An 18236-nucleotide genomic window follows, 5' to 3' on the forward strand; every position below is an offset into this window, starting at 1 on the left:
TGCAAACAAAGAAATATCGTCATGTTTACAATAAAAAAAATTACATCGGTACAAGCGTTGCTCCTGTTCGGACTGTTAATGGGTGTCTTTATCATTTATCCGAATATTGCTCAGATACCGTGGGATATTCCGAGACTTGTACAAAGTGCCGGAACAGATGGGGCGGCGATGCAGATTTTTGTAAATGGTGTGAAAATCAATTGTGTGTGTTTTGAAAGTTTGACTGGTTTCTGGCTTTTTTTCATTTTCCGCTATCTGTTTTTTAGCGTTACTATCTGGGCACTGCTGATCATCAACATCAAAAAAATCAAACAGCCTGCTTTTACCCGACGTATCTTCCTGACGGCTGCTGTCACGGCACTGGTTTATGGCCTCTATATTCTGATTTCGTTATCAATCAATAAGCATGTTGATTGCTTCACCATTCACTTGTTGTTTCAGTTTGTCGTGGCCTGTGTACTGTGTGTGCTTATCGGTTACGCGGGGGCTTTGTATTCGGTACAGCGTGAGAAGGAGCTGGAGATTGAGCGGTTGAAGAGGGAAATGCTGCAAAGTCGTTGCGACGCGCTGGCTAACCAGATCAATCCGCATTTCTTCTTTAATTCGCTCAACGGTTTGACGTATCTTATCCGAAGCGACGACAAAGAGCGGACATTGGAATTTGTGAACAAGCTCTCGAACGTATTCCGCTTCATTTTGCAGAGCGACAAGAAAGGGCTCGTAACGCTGAACGAAGAACTGAATTTTCTCGATTCGTTCCGCTATCTGCTCGAAGTCCGTTTTGCCGATAAATTGACGTTTGACATCCGGGTGGAGGCGTCTGCCACGGCCATGAAACTGCCGGTGCTGTCGCTTCTCCCCCTCGTTGATAATGCCGTAGTGCATAACGCGATCGACAGCGAGCATAAGATACACATGGTTATCGCCACCCGTAGCGACAGCGATTCGGGCGAAACGGTACTGACCGTTTCCAACCCCACCTATCCGAAACTGGAAAAGCCGGTCACAAACGGCACCGGACTGACAAACCTGAGCGCACGTTTCCGGTTGATGGTACACAAAGATATCCGTATTGAGCAGACAGACAATATATTTACCGTTATTTTACCCTTGACCTAAAAAAGCATTGTATAAGCCATGAATGTGTTAATTGTTGAAGATGAAACAGCAGCCAGTGAAAATCTGAGGAGGATACTGAGCGAGATGGATGATAGCCTTGATGTGAAAGGAGTGACGGAAAGTGTCAGCCAGACGGTTCAATGGTTGCAAACGCACGATGCACCCGATCTGATATTCATGGATATCCATCTGTCGGACGGGTCGGCGTTCCATATTTTTCAGATGATTACCGTCGAGACACCCATTATTTTTACGACGGCGTACGACGAGTATGCGCTCGATGCCTTTCGGGTTAACAGTATCGATTATATCCTGAAACCTGTCGATACGGAAGCCTTGAGGCGCGCGATAGAGAAATTTCGTAAACTGACGAAGCGCGGCATGCAAGAGTACGTCACTCAGCAGGCGCAACTGACCCCGACGGGGAAATACATTCAGAAAATCCTGATCCCTGTGAAGGATAAGCTCGTTCCGGTTACACTCTCGGACGTCTCATTTTTTTATACGACCGAGAGCAATACGACAGTGCATCTGAGAGACGGCAAGGTTTATCCCTATGCCAAAACGCTCGACAGCGTGATGCAGCACCTCAATCCCGACATGTTTTTCCGTGCCAACAAGCAATTCATTATTGCGCGTGAGAGCGTGACGAACATCACCGTTTGGTTTGACAGTCGCTTGCTGGTCTCTTTGGATGCGCAGATGCCGGAACGCCTTTACGTGAGCAAAAACCGCGCGTCGGACTTTAAAAAGTGGATGGTCGGGTAGTTTCCTCCACTCTTCATTAATTGCCTCAGGATGTTTTGCCGTGAAATCTTTCCGGATTCTTTCGTGATAAAATCATCTTTTTTGTTTTTTTATCGGAAATCCATCATTCGTATTTAAACAATTGATTATCAGCTGATTGACAAGTTATAAAATGCCATAAGTAATGATTTAGCGACCTATCTTCTGCAATGACACACAACGCTTTGCATAACTCGAATAACCTATTGCAAAGGTAATACTATCTACGGAGAAAGACGAAACTTTCTCCGTTTTTCTTTTCTGACGGCTCTCTATTCAGACAGCTGATTCTATTTTTCATCTTAATCGTTCATTGTTGTGGCAGTCTTATTTGTGAAGACTGCCTTTCATTTTTTTCGCTCTGTCCTCTGCGGTGTTCCTCTTCACGTTCCATTCTATGTATTCGCATCGGGATCGGTTGTTCGTTGTCAGCGGCAAAGGTAGTTTCGGGCTTTCACGGACAAAAAAGGTCGGGGCGGCAAGCCGTTTAGACGACAATCTCCACACTTCCATTTCATTGCAGGTAGTATTCTCGCCGTAAAACCTTGTTCGTCCTAAGCCCTACCTTTTTACGCCCCTGAAACGAAAACGACCGACCCGACGGAAAGACGCATAAAAAAAAAATGTCGGAAACACGAGGACAGAGAAAAAGAAAAATGGAAACTCAACTTCCTCACCTCTGGAATCCGCATAAAATCAAAATATGATTATCCGTATTTATACCTAAACTCATTTTTATAGGTTACGCAAGCTACGAGCAATCTTCCAAAGAGGGCTTCTCCCCAGTATCTTCGATTAAACTTATAACAGAATTCATCGAGATAATTTTGTAAGAATTCGGGCTTGATGTCATGGAACGTATTTATCAACTGTCTCTTGGCATTGCTGATGGCGATATGAACCCAAGGCAAGGCTTCCCCCACCTTCTCTTTGGGAATCACCTGAGAGTTGTGTCTAGGTACAAAGTCTTTCAATTCCACATAAGAGGTAGAATGATCCGTGTCGATTTGATTAGCTCCGGAAGCTAACTGCTGAACCGCTGCATTAATGGTCTCTTTTTTCAAGTCATCGATTACTTTCATTTTCAAATAGCCGACTCTTCGTGGTTTTTGACCGGTTTTCGGAAATTCAACCATTTCACTTTCTGCCATAACTAAAACTTTGCTTTTCTTTTGACTGCCACGTCCACGCTTCAAGGGTTTATCTTTTTCCTCTTGACTCATCTCTGTGGAAAAATAACCCTCATCCAACTCTATACAACCTGCAAGGACATATTCATCATCTCTTTTACCCATGGCCTCGCGAAGTTTGTGAACCATATGCCAAATAGGATGATAACGATTATGTCCCAATTGACGCTGGATTTCTTTGGCCGAAAATGTCTTTTTCGTTGACGTGAGCAGATGCATGGCTATAAACCAATAACGAAAAGGAAGTTTCGATTTGTGCATTACCGTTCCACTTTTTAGCGTGGTGCGTGTTTTGCAGTGTTTGCATTCATATTGCTCCTTGTCTTTTTTCCAATAATGATCCGTGCCTCCGCATTTGGAACAAACAACTCCTACTTGGTCGCGATATGCCTTAAACTTTTGCTTGCAGCTTTCTTCGTCTGGAAAGTGAGATAAAAAATCGATCAGTGTCATTGCCTTATTTTTTTTGCAAAGATAATTATTTCTGGGCAAATATACGGATATTCATTAATCAAAAAAATCAAACAAGATGAAACTGAGATACAAAATATCAATTTGGGGGACACTTGCGCTCGCAGGTTCTCTCCTTTGGGGCGGAAGCGTCTGGCTTTGGCTGGCAGGGATATGTGCAGGGAAATTCCTCATTCGGCTACTCCTTACCATCACTTTGGCAATCGCAGTGTACATCTTGGCTTATGCCCTCATCATCGGGGCAATACTTTGGTTGCTCATTTTCTTAAACAGACAGATATATGAAAAGAAGAAGCAAGACAATCGCACAGCAATGCAGATACTACGAAGTGGACAACATCTTCGAGTATATGGTATCGGTTTACCTCAACGGAAACATATCCGCCTTTGGGGAACTATACAAGGAACTCAATCGGCAAGACAGAAAGGAGTTTATCACCTATCTCTTTTCAGAGGTCGAACCTATTCATATCCAAGAAATCATTTTAGCAACAATCTAAACATAGGAACAATGGAAGCATTCAGATTTTACCAAGACCGAAAGGTTACTTGTTGGGAACGCACCCACTTTGAAGTAACAGCCGAGAATTACGAGGAAGCCGTTGCTCTTGTCAAGTCGTGGCAAGGTGAGGACGTTCTCTGTTTTGAGGACAACGAGAAAGTCATCATTACGGACGGAGAAACATTATATGACACCTCCGAAAGCCTATCCGTAGAGGAAAACGGAGGACAGCCGACTATTGAGGTCTTTGCCTACAACGGAGAAGACATCATCAATAATACAACCCGATAACACCAAACGAATATGAGAACGGAAACAAGAACATACGAGGTATATAACCTCCACGAACTGACCAAAGAGGCACAAGCAAAGGCACACAGCCATTGGGCGGAACATTTCAACTATGGTTGGGACGAAGAAAACCGAAAGACCTTGCAAGCCTTTGAACAGATATTCAATATCAAGGTGGACAGATGGTCATACGATAATTATTCCTATTGGTATCGTTTTACTTCTCCTTACAGCGAGGAAGAAGATAATTTGAAAGGGGTTAGACTTCTGAAATACCTTGTCAATAACTATTGGAACGACTTGTATATACCCAAAACCATTTGGGGGCACAATTACAAGACAAAGCGCAAGAGCCGTGTATTCGTCACCAATGATTGTGTTTTGACGGGCTATTATATGGACTATGAGATATTACAGCCTATATACGACTTTCTGAAAGCCCCCGACAACACCACCCTTTACGAACTTATGGTCAAGTGCTTAAACGGCTTTTTCAAGGCTTGCAGGGACGATATGGAATATCAACTCAGTGAGGAAGCCTTTGCCGAGAGTTGCGAAGCCAACAACTACGAATTTCTTTCTGACGGAACATTATTCAACTGATAAAAACAACAAAGACAATGAAAGGTACAGAACATTTCAAGGACGTTATCCAAAACTATTTGGAAACGAGAGCATCATACGATGAACTCTTTGCGGAGAGTTTCCGCAAAGAGAACAAGAGCATAGACGAGTGTATTACCTACATCTTGACGGAAGTCCAAAGAATGGGGTGTGCAGGTCTGTCCGATGAGGAGGTATATTCCCTTGCCGTGCATTATTACGACGAGGATAACATCGAGGTGGGCAAGTACATCAACTGCCAAGTCGTGGTAAACCATACTATCGAACTCACGGAGGAGGAAAAAGCGGAAGCACGGAAAAAGGCTATCGAGCGATACCAAGCAGAGGAATACCGCTAACTTACCGCCAAGAAACCCAAAGTGGAGAAGCAGGTGGAACAGTAGATAGCACAACCCTCACTATTCGAGTTTTAACCCTAAAACAACAAAAGAAAATGGAAGCAACGGATTTGAACGAAGCACGCATCTATGTAGGCACTTATGCCAAGTACAATAACAAACGATTGAGGTCAATCTGGACACGCTTAAAGTGATGCAAAGTCGTGGCGTATGCAATCAAAACACAGAATATCACGACCAAATCGTGAACCTTGTCAATGCCAACAAACGGCTAATCCGTCAGCGAATGAGACAAAACAGCATAAAGTATAAACCATAAAACTATCACAGCAATGAAAGTAGAAATAGAAAGCATCGTATGCAACTGGGCGGAGGAAATACCCCATATCCTTGTAAGGGTAATCAATGCCATTTCCTTATCTACCAATGAAAAGGAACTGAGGGCAGCCGTCAAGCGGATAGCCGAAGAAACGGAACTTGACAAGTTCTTTACCTATGGTTACGGTACACATCATTTTTGGCTTACCCACCGCAGGTTATCGAATGGCGAGCCGATGGAACGCAGATTACTAATTGCTGAATTTTGAGAATATGAAGAAAAAAGTTTACAGAGTACGAACGCAGTACATTTTCGAGGGAGTTTTTGAGGTGCTTGCCGAGAGCAGAGAAGAAGCACGGCAAAAGGTAATTCAGGATTGCGGAATGGTAATGGGTGGAAACATTCACAGCACCCTTCCCGATGAGGAAATCAATTGGGCTTTCTCCACGCACCCCGAAGTAATTACGGGACGGATAACCGTTCAAGAAGAACAGACGGAGTAATGCGGTCGGCAGATTTGCCGACTGCTACTTTCTTTCGTGAGCTTCGGGCGGACAAAGAAAGGAGCAAAGAAACCCCGATGAAAAATACCTCGTTACTTTTGACTGTGAGTTGAGACGGCTCAAAAGTAACAAAAAGCCCCAATTAGCATAGTATAAGTTACCTCGCACAGCATACCCATGACATAAAACTCCTTTCTTTGCAAGTTTCAAGTAATCCTTGCCTTCGTCTGATTCCTCGCACAATAGTGTAAATTTAACCCAATCCAAATCATCCCCCCAATCTATATCAGGCTCGTCTTTAATGAGAGAATACATTGTATTCGCATTTGTCATTACCAATCAATTTTGAGGAAAATAGATTAGTGACAGTATTTGTAAGTTATTTTATTTCAATGGATTACATATTAAACGGTAGAAAAGTGAAATCATTGAATCTGATTGGAGTTAAATTGGCGAATATTTAACGTATTTAACTTTCATTGAAAGTAATGCGAATTCAACAAGCAAGTGCAAATTTACGACAAGTAATTGAAAAACTCCTCAATTGGTGTTGAAAAATTGAGTTTCTTTCTTGGCCTTGAATAGATTTTCGCTGTTATTTCATCTATATCTCCGTCCTTTAGTTGTTTCATTGCTGCATCATGCCACGCGCCCCTTCATAAGAGCAACTCTCAGCACCTACTTTCTGTGCTTCTTTCAGAGCTGTTTCCAAATCTGATTCTAAGAGATCGCATATTCCAAACATTACTTTGTCTTTGAACAAATTATTAATCAAAGCAGCCGCTGTCCAGTCGCCTGCACCAGCGGTATCCACCACTTTTTTGTTTGCAACAGGTTCCAAGTGTTTCCAATCACCACTCAGGCGGTAGCTCAACCCCTTTGCCCCTTGCGTCTGGATAAACAGCTTATCCTTATAGTCTTTAAACTGGTTAATGTCTTTTATTCTCTGTTCTGAGAACTTGACTATATCAGACACCTCAACACATTTGTTGAACAGGCTGACATTACCTCCTCTGCTGGAAGGCTCAAAGAATATCATTGAACCCTTTTCCTTGAATGTGGTGGCTAGCTTCAAGATGGCGGGTGAAACCCTGTCAAAGAAGAATACCTTTGGCACAAAGTCTATCCTCTCAATCACCTCATTCGCCTGTTTCAGCGTCAGCGACTTGAAGTCCAGATAGAACCGCCCGATATTGTTGCGCGATTCAAACTTGTGCGTGGGAACACCGTCCTTGTTAATGAAGTTATGCTGCACTATCACCGGAGTCTTACCGTCTTGGGTAGAGACAAAATCAGTGTGTACACGATGCTTTTTCATGTCATCCAACACTCTTACTCCGTCTTTCGTACCGTCCAAGCGGGCTATGGGATAGGCATCCCACCCCATGTGGGAGAGAATCATCATCACATTACCGCATGTGCCACCCACGTAATAGGATAAGGGAACTCTTTGCCCGTCCCAAATCAACACATCCAGACTTATCAGGCCTGCACCAACTATGATATTATTTGTTTCAAGTTCCATGTTTCAAGTATCAAGTTTCAAGCTTCAGGATTAAGCCTCTCCACCAACTTCGATTTCACCTTTTCCCACGCCACCTGAGGGTCATACTCCACTTGTGGCCCAAGAATCATTTCCGTATCCGTCAAGAATTCCTCATCCTGTAGCTTTTCGTCCATATTCAGCACAAATTCCTTGTACGTAGGCAGGTGCGATGCCGTGAAGCCCAGATACCGCTCATAGCTTTCCATCACTTTCCCTTTATCCAACTCGGGGTGCATTGACAGTATCTTCCACAGGTCAAACAAATCACGTCCTTTTCTCCACTGATACACAGCCCGCAGCTTCGTCCCTGTCAGCTCCGCCAACTCATACGTCAGCACCTCACAAGCACCTTTGAACCACGAACTATCCACCGCAAAAGGTACTCTTACCATTGGAAAAACACAGAAATGTTCCTTGCAGTTAATCTCCACCTTCAAGTGAATCTCGCCCGCATCCATATCCGTCGGTTGCACCTTGAACACCAACGTATTGTTATGCTTCTTCTGCTTTATCACCGGCTCGCCCAGCCAAGCTAGCGCATCCCTTAGATGGTCTATCGTTTCTTTGATAGGTTCTGCCTGCACTTGCACCAGATCGATGTCCTCCGAGTATCTGGGCTGCGGCTTCAGATATAACTTACCCAATGCCGTGCCGCCTCTGAACGCCAGATGCTTCGCAAGAAATGCATCGCTATAAATAGATACTAACGCACGGCAGACTATCAAATCCTGTTCGATGAATTTATTCACCACCCACGGGGCCTGCTCGCTCCATTCCGTAATATATCGCTCAGGTATCATAACTCGTCAATCTCGATGGTTTCGTTCACAATAACTCTCCACTTGGCGTTCCTTTCGCACCCCTCGCTGCTCTTTCCTGCCTTTAAAGGTACATACTGGAACACGAAACCGGAACACTTCAACAGGCCATACACCGACTCTGCCGCTTCACCTTCCTCCAGCACCTCGTCCAGAATATAGCCCAGGCGCTGCAGACTGGTTACCGGCACCTCCTTCACGAAGTCAGCTCCCAAACTCCCGAAATCCAGTTTCTCCACCAGTTCAGCCAGAACAGTGGCTGCCCGTGAAACACTCCCTGTCTTAGCCTGATACGTCAGCAAATCCACTGCCGTCAGTTCAGGACACGACACGTTAATGTAGCCAGTCCGTGTCTGCCGTCTCTCCACGTATATTTCAGGAATATGGCTCTTGCAGAAAAAATGCGTAAGGTACTTCTCCCTCTTCTTGTCACGCATGGCGGGAGGCTCTATCATCACGCTGAACCGCAGCGGAACCTGATGCGAAGCTCCGTGATAACTTGCCGCACTCAACAGAGCCACATAGTATTTGCGTCCCAGGTGTAGCATCATATCATCCAAGTAAAACGACTGCGGCACAGCCCCGCGCAGCACATACTCATCCGGCACTATGACGTAGAAGCCGCGCAGGGGTGACATAACCCGTCCCTTGCTCACCTCCCTGGTCAGCGCCCGTGCAATGCTGCCGGCACTCATACCAGAGAATGCCTGTGCCACCTCATCGTGCGTGAAGGTGTAATTGCCTCTGAGCGGCTTATCATATATCCAGCTTGCTATGCTCGCCATTATCTTGTATTTATTATTTCGTTTGCAAAAATAGATATTTTTTGTCTAACTACGCAAATAGATAACGAAAAAATGTTCTATTATTGTGTTGTTGAGTTATTTTATTGACCAACGTCAATTTTCATTGTAAGCTTCTCCTGTAATCCAAAGCAAGAAAGGCTCACTAACCTCATTAATCTGCTTAAAAACGGTTGCATCTTCTATCTCATAGTTTGCTGAACTCACGTTGTATATTGTGACACAGTTGTTATACTCCAATCCCACAAGCAAAGCACCAAGTGACAACAATTTACTTGTCAGCAACGCAATACCAAAACACACATGATCACTGATAGGCTTGAAGGTTGCCTGATGCCCTTGAATCATATTTGAAACAATACGATACAGTTCAAACGGATTCTGCTCATCAGCGTAAGTGATATTCTGTGGCTCGGTAAACTGCTTCTCAGTAAAGAACTCGTGGTATTTCAGCATCAGATAGTCAGAATGCCGTGGGTCTTTCGATGGGAAAGGCAACACAGGGAACATATCAGAGGGCTGGAAGTGATTATAGATGCTCCTCAGAATGTCAATATTCTGGTCGCCCATCAAGCTAATCAGGATATTAATCCTGTCCAAATTTGACTCACGGCTCGACAGGGAACGGAAACCCACCAACGGCTCAATATTGTCAATTATCGGTGTTTTCTTTATACGTTCATCAATCGTTACGTTTTCAGATACTGCAAAAAACAGGTTCTTAGACTGGTCTTTGTCAAGCTTGTTGAACAAGGCCTTACCTATATTGAAATAGAAAGCCCTGGGCAATGAGCTGACATCCATTATCACGTCATTATACGCGTTCAAATCTTTGCCTATTACTTGGCGACTCATCTGAGCTATACGCTTGTCCCAAAGCAAACTACCGTCTATTTGCAACTCCTCATAATCAAAGTCGTATTGGTCTTTCAACTCTGCAAGTTGTTGCGAATTGATTTCGTACAACTTCTTATTTTCTGCAGGGTCTTTCTCATTGGGGAAATCGAAGGCAACACAATCCAATACCTGCTCAGGGTTAATTTCAAGGAACAGTTTCAGGATATTATTCATTCTTGGGTCAAAGCCCTTACCCAACAAGAAAAGGACTTTCGCCCCGGACTTGTCCTTATAGTACTCTTTCCAGAACTCCACCAGTTTCTCATTCTGGTGATACATCACGTATGACTCCCAACGTTTTTTCATAGCCAAGAATTTAGTTTATGAAGTGTTAATGGACGCCATCCTCCACGTTCAAGCGGCAGATGTGCGTATGCACAAAGCCAGCTGTTTAGATAGAATATTGTCCATTTCTGGTCTTTTTTGCCTTGGATTACACCCTGTTTCATCAAGAAATTATATGCGAGACAATCTTTCAGAATCGTTGCCAACTCTTCATTGTCAGGATCTTGGAACCAAAAACCATCCTTTCCCCATTTGCCTGAATTCTCTTCTTTCACGGCAAAGCCAGTAACAGAACGATATGAATACGTAGGAGTATAGGTCAGACCATAGCAGAAATCTATCAAATGCATCAGGAAACCGTAGATTCTGTTACCTCGTGGCAGTCGCTTGATGTCCTCCAAACGAGCAAGTGCAAAATCTCTTACAATTTTGTCTTGTTCCTCTGCGGTTAATACATAGTGTGAGGGGTCTGAAATTTTCTTGGCCACCAACAGTTCATACATCTTGGCAGACAAATCCAAGAATTGTTCAACATTTTGGCTGGCCAGATCCATAAGTGTAGAGAAGCCGTAATACTGTGGCAACTTCTTTATTTCACCGGGGATTACCTCTTTCACCAATGGCATCAACGGATTTAGCATCCATTCCAAATCCTGAGCTGTATATCCAAACAGGTTCATCGTCCCATTGGCACCTTGACGGGCAGCATGCATCAGCAAGGCTCTTATATTAAGCACTCGCTCATACGGGTCTTGAGCCTCTATGGCAGCAACACACTCGGTGTAGTTGTCATAGTTATGCAGTTCTGTCAATTGAGCCAGATACCTCTTGCTTGCATCATTATACAACGCCTTGTAATTAATTGTTGTGTCACTGGCAAGCGCACTGGCAAGGATGATTCCATCCGCAGAGAAAGCGCTACGCAAAGTTGCAATATTCTTAACCATTGGATTGAATATGCCTTTTTTAGTACTCTCCAGATGTATGGTCTGATCATCTCTGTCCTTAATGTTCTTATCACTTAATATATCACTCGTTGAGAGAGTCTCTAAACGTTCTGCTATCCAAAGTGTAACAGGGAGGCGCACCTCAACAGTTTCATCACGAATAATTTTCTTTTGCTTCTTTGTGAGTTTATGACCATCATCTATCTGGAAGATAAAATCCTCACAAAGTTTCTCCCCTTTATGGGTAAACCAAGAAGCTTTCATAGCTTGCAGGGCAAATAGCTTACTGCTGCCTTGAATACCCTCGGTGGGCATCACAAAACTGTCAAGGAACTCACATATCTTACGTTCCTGTTCTGCGGCCCAATCCAGCAGTTCCTTTCCAGTGTACTCTGCCTTGAAATCTCCAAACTCGGGTATAATCTCCTCTGGCGTATAAGTTATTTCATTTAATTGGGTGTATTTGATACCAGCCAAAGACATCAGACTCTTCAACGTGGCCAGCACAATCCTTGCATTGAGGAGGGACAGAAATATCCTCTTCTGCTCAATTTCATTGAACAGAACATCATCTTCCAGAAATTCATAGTCACGACCCAACTGTAGATAGACACCACATTTCTTGATATGATCACTATCTATTACATCCAGTTTTTTCAGCTTCTTGTAAGCAGTATTGCGCTCAGTGATGCGTTGAAGGATTGTAGAAGAAAACAGACGCAACAAGGTGGTCTTTCCCGCACCAGGCGAACTAAGAATGGTAGTCACATTGTTCCATAGCTTTCCCTGCTCATGCTTTTCTTCCAGATGAGTCAATGGCTCCGACGAGAATAACTCCAAGAACATCTCATCAGTTTCAATTCTCTCAGAGGCGCGTATGGCAAATGGGTTCTTATAAATATTCATACGGTCAATGACGGCTAATACGGGGGAACAATCCATGAAATCGTTCAGCGTCCTGCCAAATAATAGGCAGTGAGTTGTTTGGCGTATTGTGAGCAAGAACAACAGGCAAGGCGCATTCATCAAAGCCCAACCAGGGGTTATCATTTTTGCCAACTTTGTAGCTTTTGGATATAACACACTCTTTCACAAAGTGCTTATCTTTCTTCAGCAGCTTGACCAAGTCTTCGTCCGTCTTGATGTCGATCGACAGTTTGTCTTCAAGAATCTGCACAATATGGATGTTGAATTCCACCTTGTCCTGCAACTTGACAGATTTCAAATAATTGCCAAGGCTGTCCTTTATATTTTTTCTAGCCTTTTCAGTAGCTATACAGAACAAAATGTCTATCTGTATCTTTTGCTCCGGGTTCAGCAGATAGCTCAGATGCTCAATTTCCTGCCCTTTTTTAATACATAGCTCATCGATGATTCTCTTCAACTTACCATGATATTTTCTATCGCTCTCATCAAAGCGGATGAAACTTTTTCCACTGGCGGTAAAATCATCAATTAGGAAAATCCTACGGAAGAAGGGATTCTCTATTACTTTCAGCTTTTCGTCTTTACGCAATTCATCCAGCATATCTTCCAGTTTCTTCCCGTCAGGATAATAGTTGGTCAAGACTTGCTCATTATTGAACCCTGCGCTACGACGTAAAATATCTGTATGGGCACCGTCACTGAGACCAATGACCAAAGCTGAACGCTTCTCAATCTCAAAACGTGTACGTACTACTTTACTTGAACGCTTATATGATGGCATATCCGTTTCTACAGTAGCCATATCCAGCAGAATGGGTCGTATTTTTGAATCATACAACAAATCCACCAGATAGTTCATCTGCATTGAGGAAATGAAGACCAGCTTCTCTTTAATGAACTTATAAGCCTTATCACGGTCTTCCTCCTTTATATCATTCAGCCATTGTACCAGACTACTCATGAAGCGCATTCCCGGCATATAACGGTCATATGCATCATACTTCATGCTACCCATGAATTCAAGGGCAGCACGTTCAGATGCCAATGTTGGGGCATCCCACTTCATTATGCTGGCAAGAAGCTGGTTTGCTAAATTACTGTTCATACGCGAAACTTACACGTTATCTTTCCATCGTTTGCCTTCATGCGACTCATATAATAGAGGGTTGCATCAAGTCCCTTCACACCTGATGGTACTATGTTCCAGCAACTCTCTGCATTCTTCGATACTCTGTCAACACTGAGAGAATATTTGCAGGTCAGCATCTCATAGTCGTTACCTTCCACCGTACCATAATCCCCAATGCACAAGGTGTTCTCAGGGTCTTCAATCACCTGCAGCTTGCTTACCTTGCGGTACACTACGATATCCATACTGTGACTGCTGCACCAAACACGGATACCCTTCATCTGTTTGTCCCAGATGATTTCACAGCAGGTCTCATAAACCAGTTGTGATTCCGTTTGGGTCATTTCTCCTTCAATGGACAGTTGCAAACTGCGCTCTTCACATTTGTAGTCCACACAGCCCTTGGGGAGTCTTACTTTCAGTTCCTCCTCCAGTGCTTTCAGTTCACTGTCAAAAGGCTGCTCCTTCCACGCTTCCAGTTTAGCCTCTTCACCTAAAACCAACAGGCAAGCACCATTATAGTAGCCCACCTTGATTTGCGGCCAGTATTTCTGGGCAATGGATTCTTGGAACGACTCGCCCACCGACTTGCCACGACCTGTAGCCACCAATATCTGTACACCGTTTTCCAACAGAGGCAAAAGCGCATTCTTGATTTCATCACACAAACCTTTCGTGTGACGGCTCGTATGGTCTGAGGCAGACAGTGTACCGTCGTAGTCAAAAGCCACGGTTGTAAACTTACCTTTATTCAACTGCTTCACAAATCGTTTACAAGCCTCGCTGTAGTATTCCCGCAATGGTTTGTTCTCCATACCTGCAACACCTAACTTGCGAAGTACGGCCACATCCAGTGCCTTCTCAGAGGGCAATATGCGGTTGGTCAGCTTGAAGTAATCCAGGTTATACAGGGTACGGCCGTAAGAAGGTACACCAGGCCGGCCGGGATCTATGCCTCGTGCTATGCCCAGTTCATTCACAAAGTGGAACGCCTTTATCAGCAGGTCAATGGACGCAGCAGGTGTTTCCAGTTCTGTTTCTAAATAGATTACAGGCACATCCTTGGGCAGGCAACCAATGGTCTTGTAGGCTAGTTCCCGCTCAACGGGAGTCACTAGTGCTATGATGCAAGAGTTCTCTCCTTTCTTGGCAAACCAGTGATGACGGCCATGACCAAAATTACGGTAGTCACTCAACAAGGCAGAACCCAATGCGGCCTCCGTCAACTTTGACTCTATATCCCATGCCACTGGTTCTCCTAAAGCGCCAAACAAAACGATGAAGTTCTGGATGGAATCTAGTTTCAAGTTGCAGGTTGCAGGTTGCAGGTCGCTCAACTTGAATCTTGAATCTTGAAACTTGGAACCCGTAGCTTTATTCAGCAGCATAAAAGTTGCAATTAACGAGTTTGTAGCTAGAAATCCGTCTTTCTCGCTGGGAATGTCCTCACACCACCGAAGCACCTTGGGGTACTGTTCCAGCAGTTCCTCGGTAGGATTTTTCTTGCGGAGGGTCAGACTCATCATGCCTGTCTCGTTATACTTTACACCATACTTGACAGCATTCAATACATCTTTATTCTTACCACTGGCACTAAGACAAAGCAGTTTGCTGCTACGGATTATATTATGCCCTGCATACATCAACTGAAGCGGGGTCATCGCCTGTGCCAGCACACCATTGCAATGCTGATAGAGCTGGACTGCATAATGGCAAGCACTGAACGAACCACCAGAGCCAATGCACACCAGAGGTATGTGCTTGTTCTCTGCAAACAGGAACCATGCAAGACGCGTCACATCCTGCTGCTCAGCCCATCGAATGGTCTCCGAAAGCTTTTTCAACTCTACCTTAAATGGCTTTCCCATAATTAAACTTTGAGTCCACTTAAAAAAGTTGCATTAATTTGATTTGCAAAGATACTCTTTTTATAGAAAAAAGAAATGATTCGACTGTTTATTTTTTACCATTTGTAATGGAAATTTATTTGTACGAACATTCAAATCATTAGGCTATGCTACGAAAAACCAGAGTCGCGCTTGCCTTCGTCTGTATCGTTTTGGTAACGTTACTCTTTCTTGACTTTACGGGAACAGCCCGTTATGCATTTGGTTGGCTGGCAAAAATTCAATTCTGGCCGGCTGTGCTCGCGTTAAACATCGGCGTGATTCTTGCGCTGCTTGTGTTGACATTCCTTTTCGGACGTGTCTATTGTTCGATTATCTGTCCCTTTGGCATCTTTCAAGACGTGATTTCACGAATCTCCGGACGATTCAACAAACGCCGATTCCGTTATTCACCGGCACTCTCATGGTTGCGTTACACGGTGCTGGCGATTTTTGTCGGAGCTTTTTCCGTCAGTTCATTCGTTGTCGGTGCGGGGGTTGCGAGGGCCTTCGTTTCGTTGCTCTCACCTTACAGCGCTTACGGACGTATCGCAAACGGGTTGTTTGCTCCCGTTTACCGAGTGGGCAATAACCTGCTGGCCCATTTTGCCGAACGGATAGATAGTTATGCCTTCTATTCCGTTGATGTGATAGGCTATAAAGGGGTTATGATATTGGTTGTTCCGCTTGTGACGTTGGTTGTGTTGGCTGTTCTCGCATGGCGTAACGGGCGGACGTATTGCAATACGATTTGTCCTGTCGGCACGGTGCTGGGCTTCGTATCGAACTATTCGCTGTTCAAGATACGGATTGATGCGGACCAATGTAACCAGTGCGGTTTGTGCGAACGTAATTGTAAAGCATCGTGTATCGATTCGAAAACACATACGATCGATTACAGTCGATGCGTAGCGTGTATGAACTGTATGGACGGATGCCGTAGAAAAGCGATCTCTTTCGTTCCGGCGCGTAAGAAGCAGGAGCTTGTATCGGCGGATCATCGGGTGGTCTACGTGGAAGCTGCTTCGTCGTCACTATCGAGACAGAGCAGTTCAGGGCGTACCGTACATTCACGTCGTCATTTTTTTACGGCTACGGCTTCTGTCGTACTCGCTTCGGCGGTGAAGGCGCAAGACAAGAAGGTAGACGGTGGTCTTGCGAAGATAAAAGACAAGGTTCTTCCCGATCGTGTGACAAAACTTACTCCTCCGGGAGCAATCAGCGCACGTCATTTTGCACGGCAGTGTACTGCATGCCAACTTTGTGTTTCGGCCTGCCCGAACCACGTGCTTCGTCCTTCCGATCATTGGATGACACTTATGCAACCCGAAACGGAATATGACCGCGGCTACTGTCGGCCGGAGTGTACGAAATGCTCCGAGGTATGTCCCACAGGCGCTATCCGTCTCATCACGCAGGAAGTGAAGACTTCGTTACAGATCGGACATGCGGTGTGGGTGATGGAAGATTGTATCGTGAAGCGTAAAGGAGTGAAGTGTGGGAACTGTGAGCGTCATTGTCCGAACGGAGCAATCACCATGATCGCTTCCGATCCGGACGACGAAGATTCACTCCGCTTTCCTTCCGTCGATACCGAGCGATGTATCGGTTGCGGCGCGTGCGAATATGTTTGTCCTTCGCGCCCCTTCAGCGCGATTTACGTAGTCGGTCACGAAGTACATCGTTCCGTTTAATCATATAAACAGTAATCAAAATGAAAAAGAATCATATTAATCGAAGAGATTTTATCAAGGTACTTGGCGGAACGGCTACCTCGACCGCGGTGCTTTACGGATGTACGAATCAAAAACAACCGCGTAGAGCGGTCGGCGAAGTACCGACCGACCGGATGACGTACCGTACAAATCCCAACACCGGCGACAAGGTGTCGCTTCTCGGATATGGATGTATGCGTCTGCCGACTCTGAGCAGCGAGAACGCAGGAGAGTCGGAAAATGATATTGATCAGGAGATGGTCAATCGTTTGACGGACTATGCTATTGAACACGGCGTGAATTATTTCGATACGTCGCCCGCTTACTGTAAAGGGAGGTCGGAACAAGCGATGGGTATTGCTCTCAGCCGTCACGCACGCGACAAATATTTCATCGCCACGAAACTCTCGAACTTCTCGCCGGATACGTGGAGCCGTGAGGCATCGCTCGAAATTTATCACCATTCGTTCAAGTATTTGCAGGTAGAATATATCGACTATCTCCTTCTGCACGCCGTCGGACTGGGAGGAATGGAGGCGCTCAAAGGTCGCTACCTCGATAACGGAATGCTTGATTTTCTGCTGAAAGAACGTGAAGCCGGACACATCCGTAATCTGGGATTTTCGTATCACGGCGATATCGAAGTGTTCGATTATTTGCTGTCGCGGCACGATGAGTACAAATGGGATTTTGTGCAGATTCAGTTGAATTATGTCGATTGGAAACACGCGAAAGAAGTGAATCCGTCGAACACGAATGCCGAATACCTTTGCGGCGAGCTGAAGAAACGCAACATCCCGTCCATCATCATGGAGCCCCTTCTGGGCGGACGGTTAGCCACTCTCAACGGTCTCTCTACGGAGCTGTTGTGCTCCATGGACCCCGAAGCGAGTACGGCATCATGGGCGTTTCGCTTCGCCGGCTCGGAACCGAATGTATTGACCGTTCTCAGCGGTATGACGTATATGGAACATTTGCAGGAAAACATACGTACCTATTCGCCGATCCGGACATTGAACGATGAGGAACGCGCGATGCTGGAAGAAGTGGCGCTGACCATGCTTAAATACCCGCTTATTCAGTGCAACGCGTGCCAATGCTGTATGCCGTGCCCTTACGGATTGGATATTCCGGACAACT

The 18236-nt window shown here is 44.9% G+C and carries 16 protein-coding genes and 5 pseudogenes; 13 read left to right on the plus strand and 8 right to left on the minus strand.

All coding sequences use genetic code 11. From position 1 onward, the window contains the following. Window positions 1-21: 21 nt before the first annotated feature. Both BFO_RS08935 and BFO_RS08940 read left to right on the plus strand, forming a co-directional pair. Window positions 22-1119 carry a sensor histidine kinase gene (locus BFO_RS08935; RefSeq protein ID WP_014225367.1) on the plus strand — a complete coding sequence of 366 codons (1098 nt, stop codon included), beginning with the start codon at window positions 22-24 and terminating at the stop codon, window positions 1117-1119. Window positions 1120-1137: 18 nt separating this feature from the next. Continuing rightward, window positions 1138-1887: a LytR/AlgR family response regulator transcription factor gene (locus BFO_RS08940; RefSeq protein ID WP_014225368.1), complete on the plus strand. Its 750-nt coding sequence runs from the start codon at window positions 1138-1140 to the stop codon at window positions 1885-1887. 725 nt (window positions 1888-2612) lie between these two features. Here the strand turns inward: BFO_RS08940 and BFO_RS08945 are convergent. Next, the gene (locus BFO_RS08945; protein WP_041590537.1) at window positions 2613-3548 is read right to left on the minus strand and encodes an IS1595-like element ISTfo1 family transposase; all 936 of its coding nucleotides are present in this window, start codon (window positions 3546-3548) and stop codon (window positions 2613-2615) included. 76 nt (window positions 3549-3624) lie between these two features. On the opposite strand from BFO_RS08945, the pseudogene BFO_RS16460 reads away from it, so the two are divergent. The 9 genes and pseudogenes from BFO_RS16460 to BFO_RS08975 all read left to right on the plus strand — a co-directional run. After that, window positions 3625-3828 (plus strand): annotated as a pseudogene (locus tag BFO_RS16460) (hypothetical protein); the annotation flags it as partial. 19 nt (window positions 3829-3847) lie between these two features. Then, window positions 3848-4066, plus strand: coding sequence for a hypothetical protein (locus tag BFO_RS15045; RefSeq protein ID WP_014225369.1), 219 nt, complete (start codon window positions 3848-3850; stop codon window positions 4064-4066). A gap of 11 nt (window positions 4067-4077) precedes the next feature. Further along, the gene (locus BFO_RS08955; RefSeq protein WP_014225370.1) at window positions 4078-4359 is read left to right on the plus strand and encodes a hypothetical protein; all 282 of its coding nucleotides are present in this window, start codon (window positions 4078-4080) and stop codon (window positions 4357-4359) included. 12 nt (window positions 4360-4371) lie between these two features. Then, the gene (locus tag BFO_RS08960; protein WP_014225371.1) at window positions 4372-4962 is read left to right on the plus strand and encodes a hypothetical protein; all 591 of its coding nucleotides are present in this window, start codon (window positions 4372-4374) and stop codon (window positions 4960-4962) included. A 17-nt stretch (window positions 4963-4979) separates the two neighbouring features. Next, a pseudogene (locus tag BFO_RS14105) lies at window positions 4980-5366 on the plus strand (PcfK-like family protein). 50 nt (window positions 5367-5416) lie between these two features. Continuing rightward, a pseudogene (locus BFO_RS16145) lies at window positions 5417-5509 on the plus strand (antirestriction protein ArdA); the annotation flags it as partial. Further along, window positions 5479-5640 (plus strand): annotated as a pseudogene (locus BFO_RS15050) (PcfJ domain-containing protein); the annotation flags it as partial. The pseudogenes BFO_RS16145 and BFO_RS15050, both read left to right, overlap by 31 nt. 13 nt (window positions 5641-5653) lie before the next feature. Next, window positions 5654-5908 carry a hypothetical protein gene (locus BFO_RS08970; RefSeq protein WP_014225373.1) on the plus strand — a complete coding sequence of 85 codons (255 nt, stop codon included), beginning with the start codon at window positions 5654-5656 and terminating at the stop codon, window positions 5906-5908. Window positions 5909-5912: 4 nt separating this feature from the next. After that, the gene (locus BFO_RS08975; protein WP_041590830.1) at window positions 5913-6143 is read left to right on the plus strand and encodes a hypothetical protein; all 231 of its coding nucleotides are present in this window, start codon (window positions 5913-5915) and stop codon (window positions 6141-6143) included. Window positions 6144-6771: 628 nt separating this feature from the next. On the opposite strand, the gene BFO_RS08985 is transcribed toward BFO_RS08975, so the two are convergent. The 7 genes from BFO_RS08985 to BFO_RS09015 form a co-directional block, all read right to left on the minus strand. Next, entirely contained in the window at window positions 6772-7668 is an 897-nt protein-coding gene (locus BFO_RS08985) for a PfkB family carbohydrate kinase (RefSeq protein WP_041590832.1), read from the minus strand. A gap of 17 nt (window positions 7669-7685) precedes the next feature. Then, complete coding sequence (locus BFO_RS08990) at window positions 7686-8489, minus strand: nucleotidyl transferase AbiEii/AbiGii toxin family protein (protein ID WP_014225378.1); 804 nt, start codon at window positions 8487-8489, stop codon at window positions 7686-7688. Beyond that, window positions 8486-9115 (minus strand): type IV toxin-antitoxin system AbiEi family antitoxin domain-containing protein, encoded by a 630-nt coding sequence (locus BFO_RS08995; RefSeq protein ID WP_244262904.1) that lies wholly within the window; start codon window positions 9113-9115, stop codon window positions 8486-8488. Before BFO_RS08995 ends, BFO_RS08990 begins: the two co-directional genes overlap by 4 nt. Before the next feature lie 291 nt (window positions 9116-9406). Next, window positions 9407-10513: a hypothetical protein gene (locus BFO_RS09000; RefSeq protein ID WP_004584212.1), complete on the minus strand. Its 1107-nt coding sequence runs from the start codon at window positions 10511-10513 to the stop codon at window positions 9407-9409. Beyond that, complete coding sequence (locus tag BFO_RS09005; RefSeq protein ID WP_041590833.1) at window positions 10510-12345, minus strand: ORC-CDC6 family AAA ATPase; 1836 nt, start codon at window positions 12343-12345, stop codon at window positions 10510-10512. The genes BFO_RS09000 and BFO_RS09005 overlap by 4 nt, the downstream gene beginning before the upstream one ends. Before the next feature lie 4 nt (window positions 12346-12349). Continuing rightward, a complete protein-coding gene (locus BFO_RS09010; RefSeq protein WP_014225380.1) occupies window positions 12350-13471 on the minus strand; it encodes a phosphoribosyltransferase-like protein in 1122 nt (373 codons plus the stop codon). Beyond that, window positions 13468-15363, minus strand: coding sequence for an HAD hydrolase family protein (locus tag BFO_RS09015; RefSeq protein WP_014225381.1), 1896 nt, complete (start codon window positions 15361-15363; stop codon window positions 13468-13470). Before BFO_RS09015 ends, BFO_RS09010 begins: the two co-directional genes overlap by 4 nt. Window positions 15364-15509: 146 nt before the next feature. Here BFO_RS09015 and BFO_RS09020 point away from each other — a divergent pair, with 146 nt between their 5' ends. After that, window positions 15510-17075, plus strand: coding sequence for a 4Fe-4S binding protein (locus tag BFO_RS09020; RefSeq protein WP_014225382.1), 1566 nt, complete (start codon window positions 15510-15512; stop codon window positions 17073-17075). A 20-nt stretch (window positions 17076-17095) separates the two neighbouring features. Beyond that, a pseudogene (locus BFO_RS09025) lies at window positions 17096-18229 on the plus strand (aldo/keto reductase); the annotation flags it as partial. Window positions 18230-18236: the final 7 nt, after the last annotated feature.

Origin of the sequence: Tannerella forsythia 92A2, from assembly GCF_000238215.1 — a bacterium.
GTDB classification, from domain to species: Bacteria; Bacteroidota; Bacteroidia; order Bacteroidales; family Tannerellaceae; genus Tannerella; species Tannerella forsythia.

Coding starts and splice junctions, on each gene's coding strand:
- BFO_RS08940 (WP_014225368.1), top strand. CDS start 1,138: ATGAATGTGTTAATTGTTGAAGATGAAACAGCAGCCAGTGAAAATCTG.
- BFO_RS09020 (WP_014225382.1), top strand. CDS start 15,510: ATGCTACGAAAAACCAGAGTCGCGCTTGCCTTCGTCTGTATCGTTTTG.
- BFO_RS08955 (WP_014225370.1), top strand. CDS start 4,078: ATGGAAGCATTCAGATTTTACCAAGACCGAAAGGTTACTTGTTGGGAA.
- BFO_RS15045 (WP_014225369.1), top strand. CDS start 3,848: ATGAAAAGAAGAAGCAAGACAATCGCACAGCAATGCAGATACTACGAA.
- BFO_RS08970 (WP_014225373.1), top strand. CDS start 5,654: ATGAAAGTAGAAATAGAAAGCATCGTATGCAACTGGGCGGAGGAAATA.
- BFO_RS09010 (WP_014225380.1), bottom strand. CDS start 13,471: ATGAACAGTAATTTAGCAAACCAGCTTCTTGCCAGCATAATGAAGTGG.
- BFO_RS08935 (WP_014225367.1), top strand. CDS start 22: ATGTTTACAATAAAAAAAATTACATCGGTACAAGCGTTGCTCCTGTTC.
- BFO_RS08945 (WP_041590537.1), bottom strand. CDS start 3,548: ATGACACTGATCGATTTTTTATCTCACTTTCCAGACGAAGAAAGCTGC.
- BFO_RS09005 (WP_041590833.1), bottom strand. CDS start 12,345: ATGAATATTTATAAGAACCCATTTGCCATACGCGCCTCTGAGAGAATT.
- BFO_RS09000 (WP_004584212.1), bottom strand. CDS start 10,513: ATGAAAAAACGTTGGGAGTCATACGTGATGTATCACCAGAATGAGAAA.
- BFO_RS08975 (WP_041590830.1), top strand. CDS start 5,913: ATGAAGAAAAAAGTTTACAGAGTACGAACGCAGTACATTTTCGAGGGA.
- BFO_RS08985 (WP_041590832.1), bottom strand. CDS start 7,668: ATGGAACTTGAAACAAATAATATCATAGTTGGTGCAGGCCTGATAAGT.
- BFO_RS08960 (WP_014225371.1), top strand. CDS start 4,372: ATGAGAACGGAAACAAGAACATACGAGGTATATAACCTCCACGAACTG.
- BFO_RS09015 (WP_014225381.1), bottom strand. CDS start 15,363: ATGGGAAAGCCATTTAAGGTAGAGTTGAAAAAGCTTTCGGAGACCATT.
- BFO_RS08990 (WP_014225378.1), bottom strand. CDS start 8,489: ATGATACCTGAGCGATATATTACGGAATGGAGCGAGCAGGCCCCGTGG.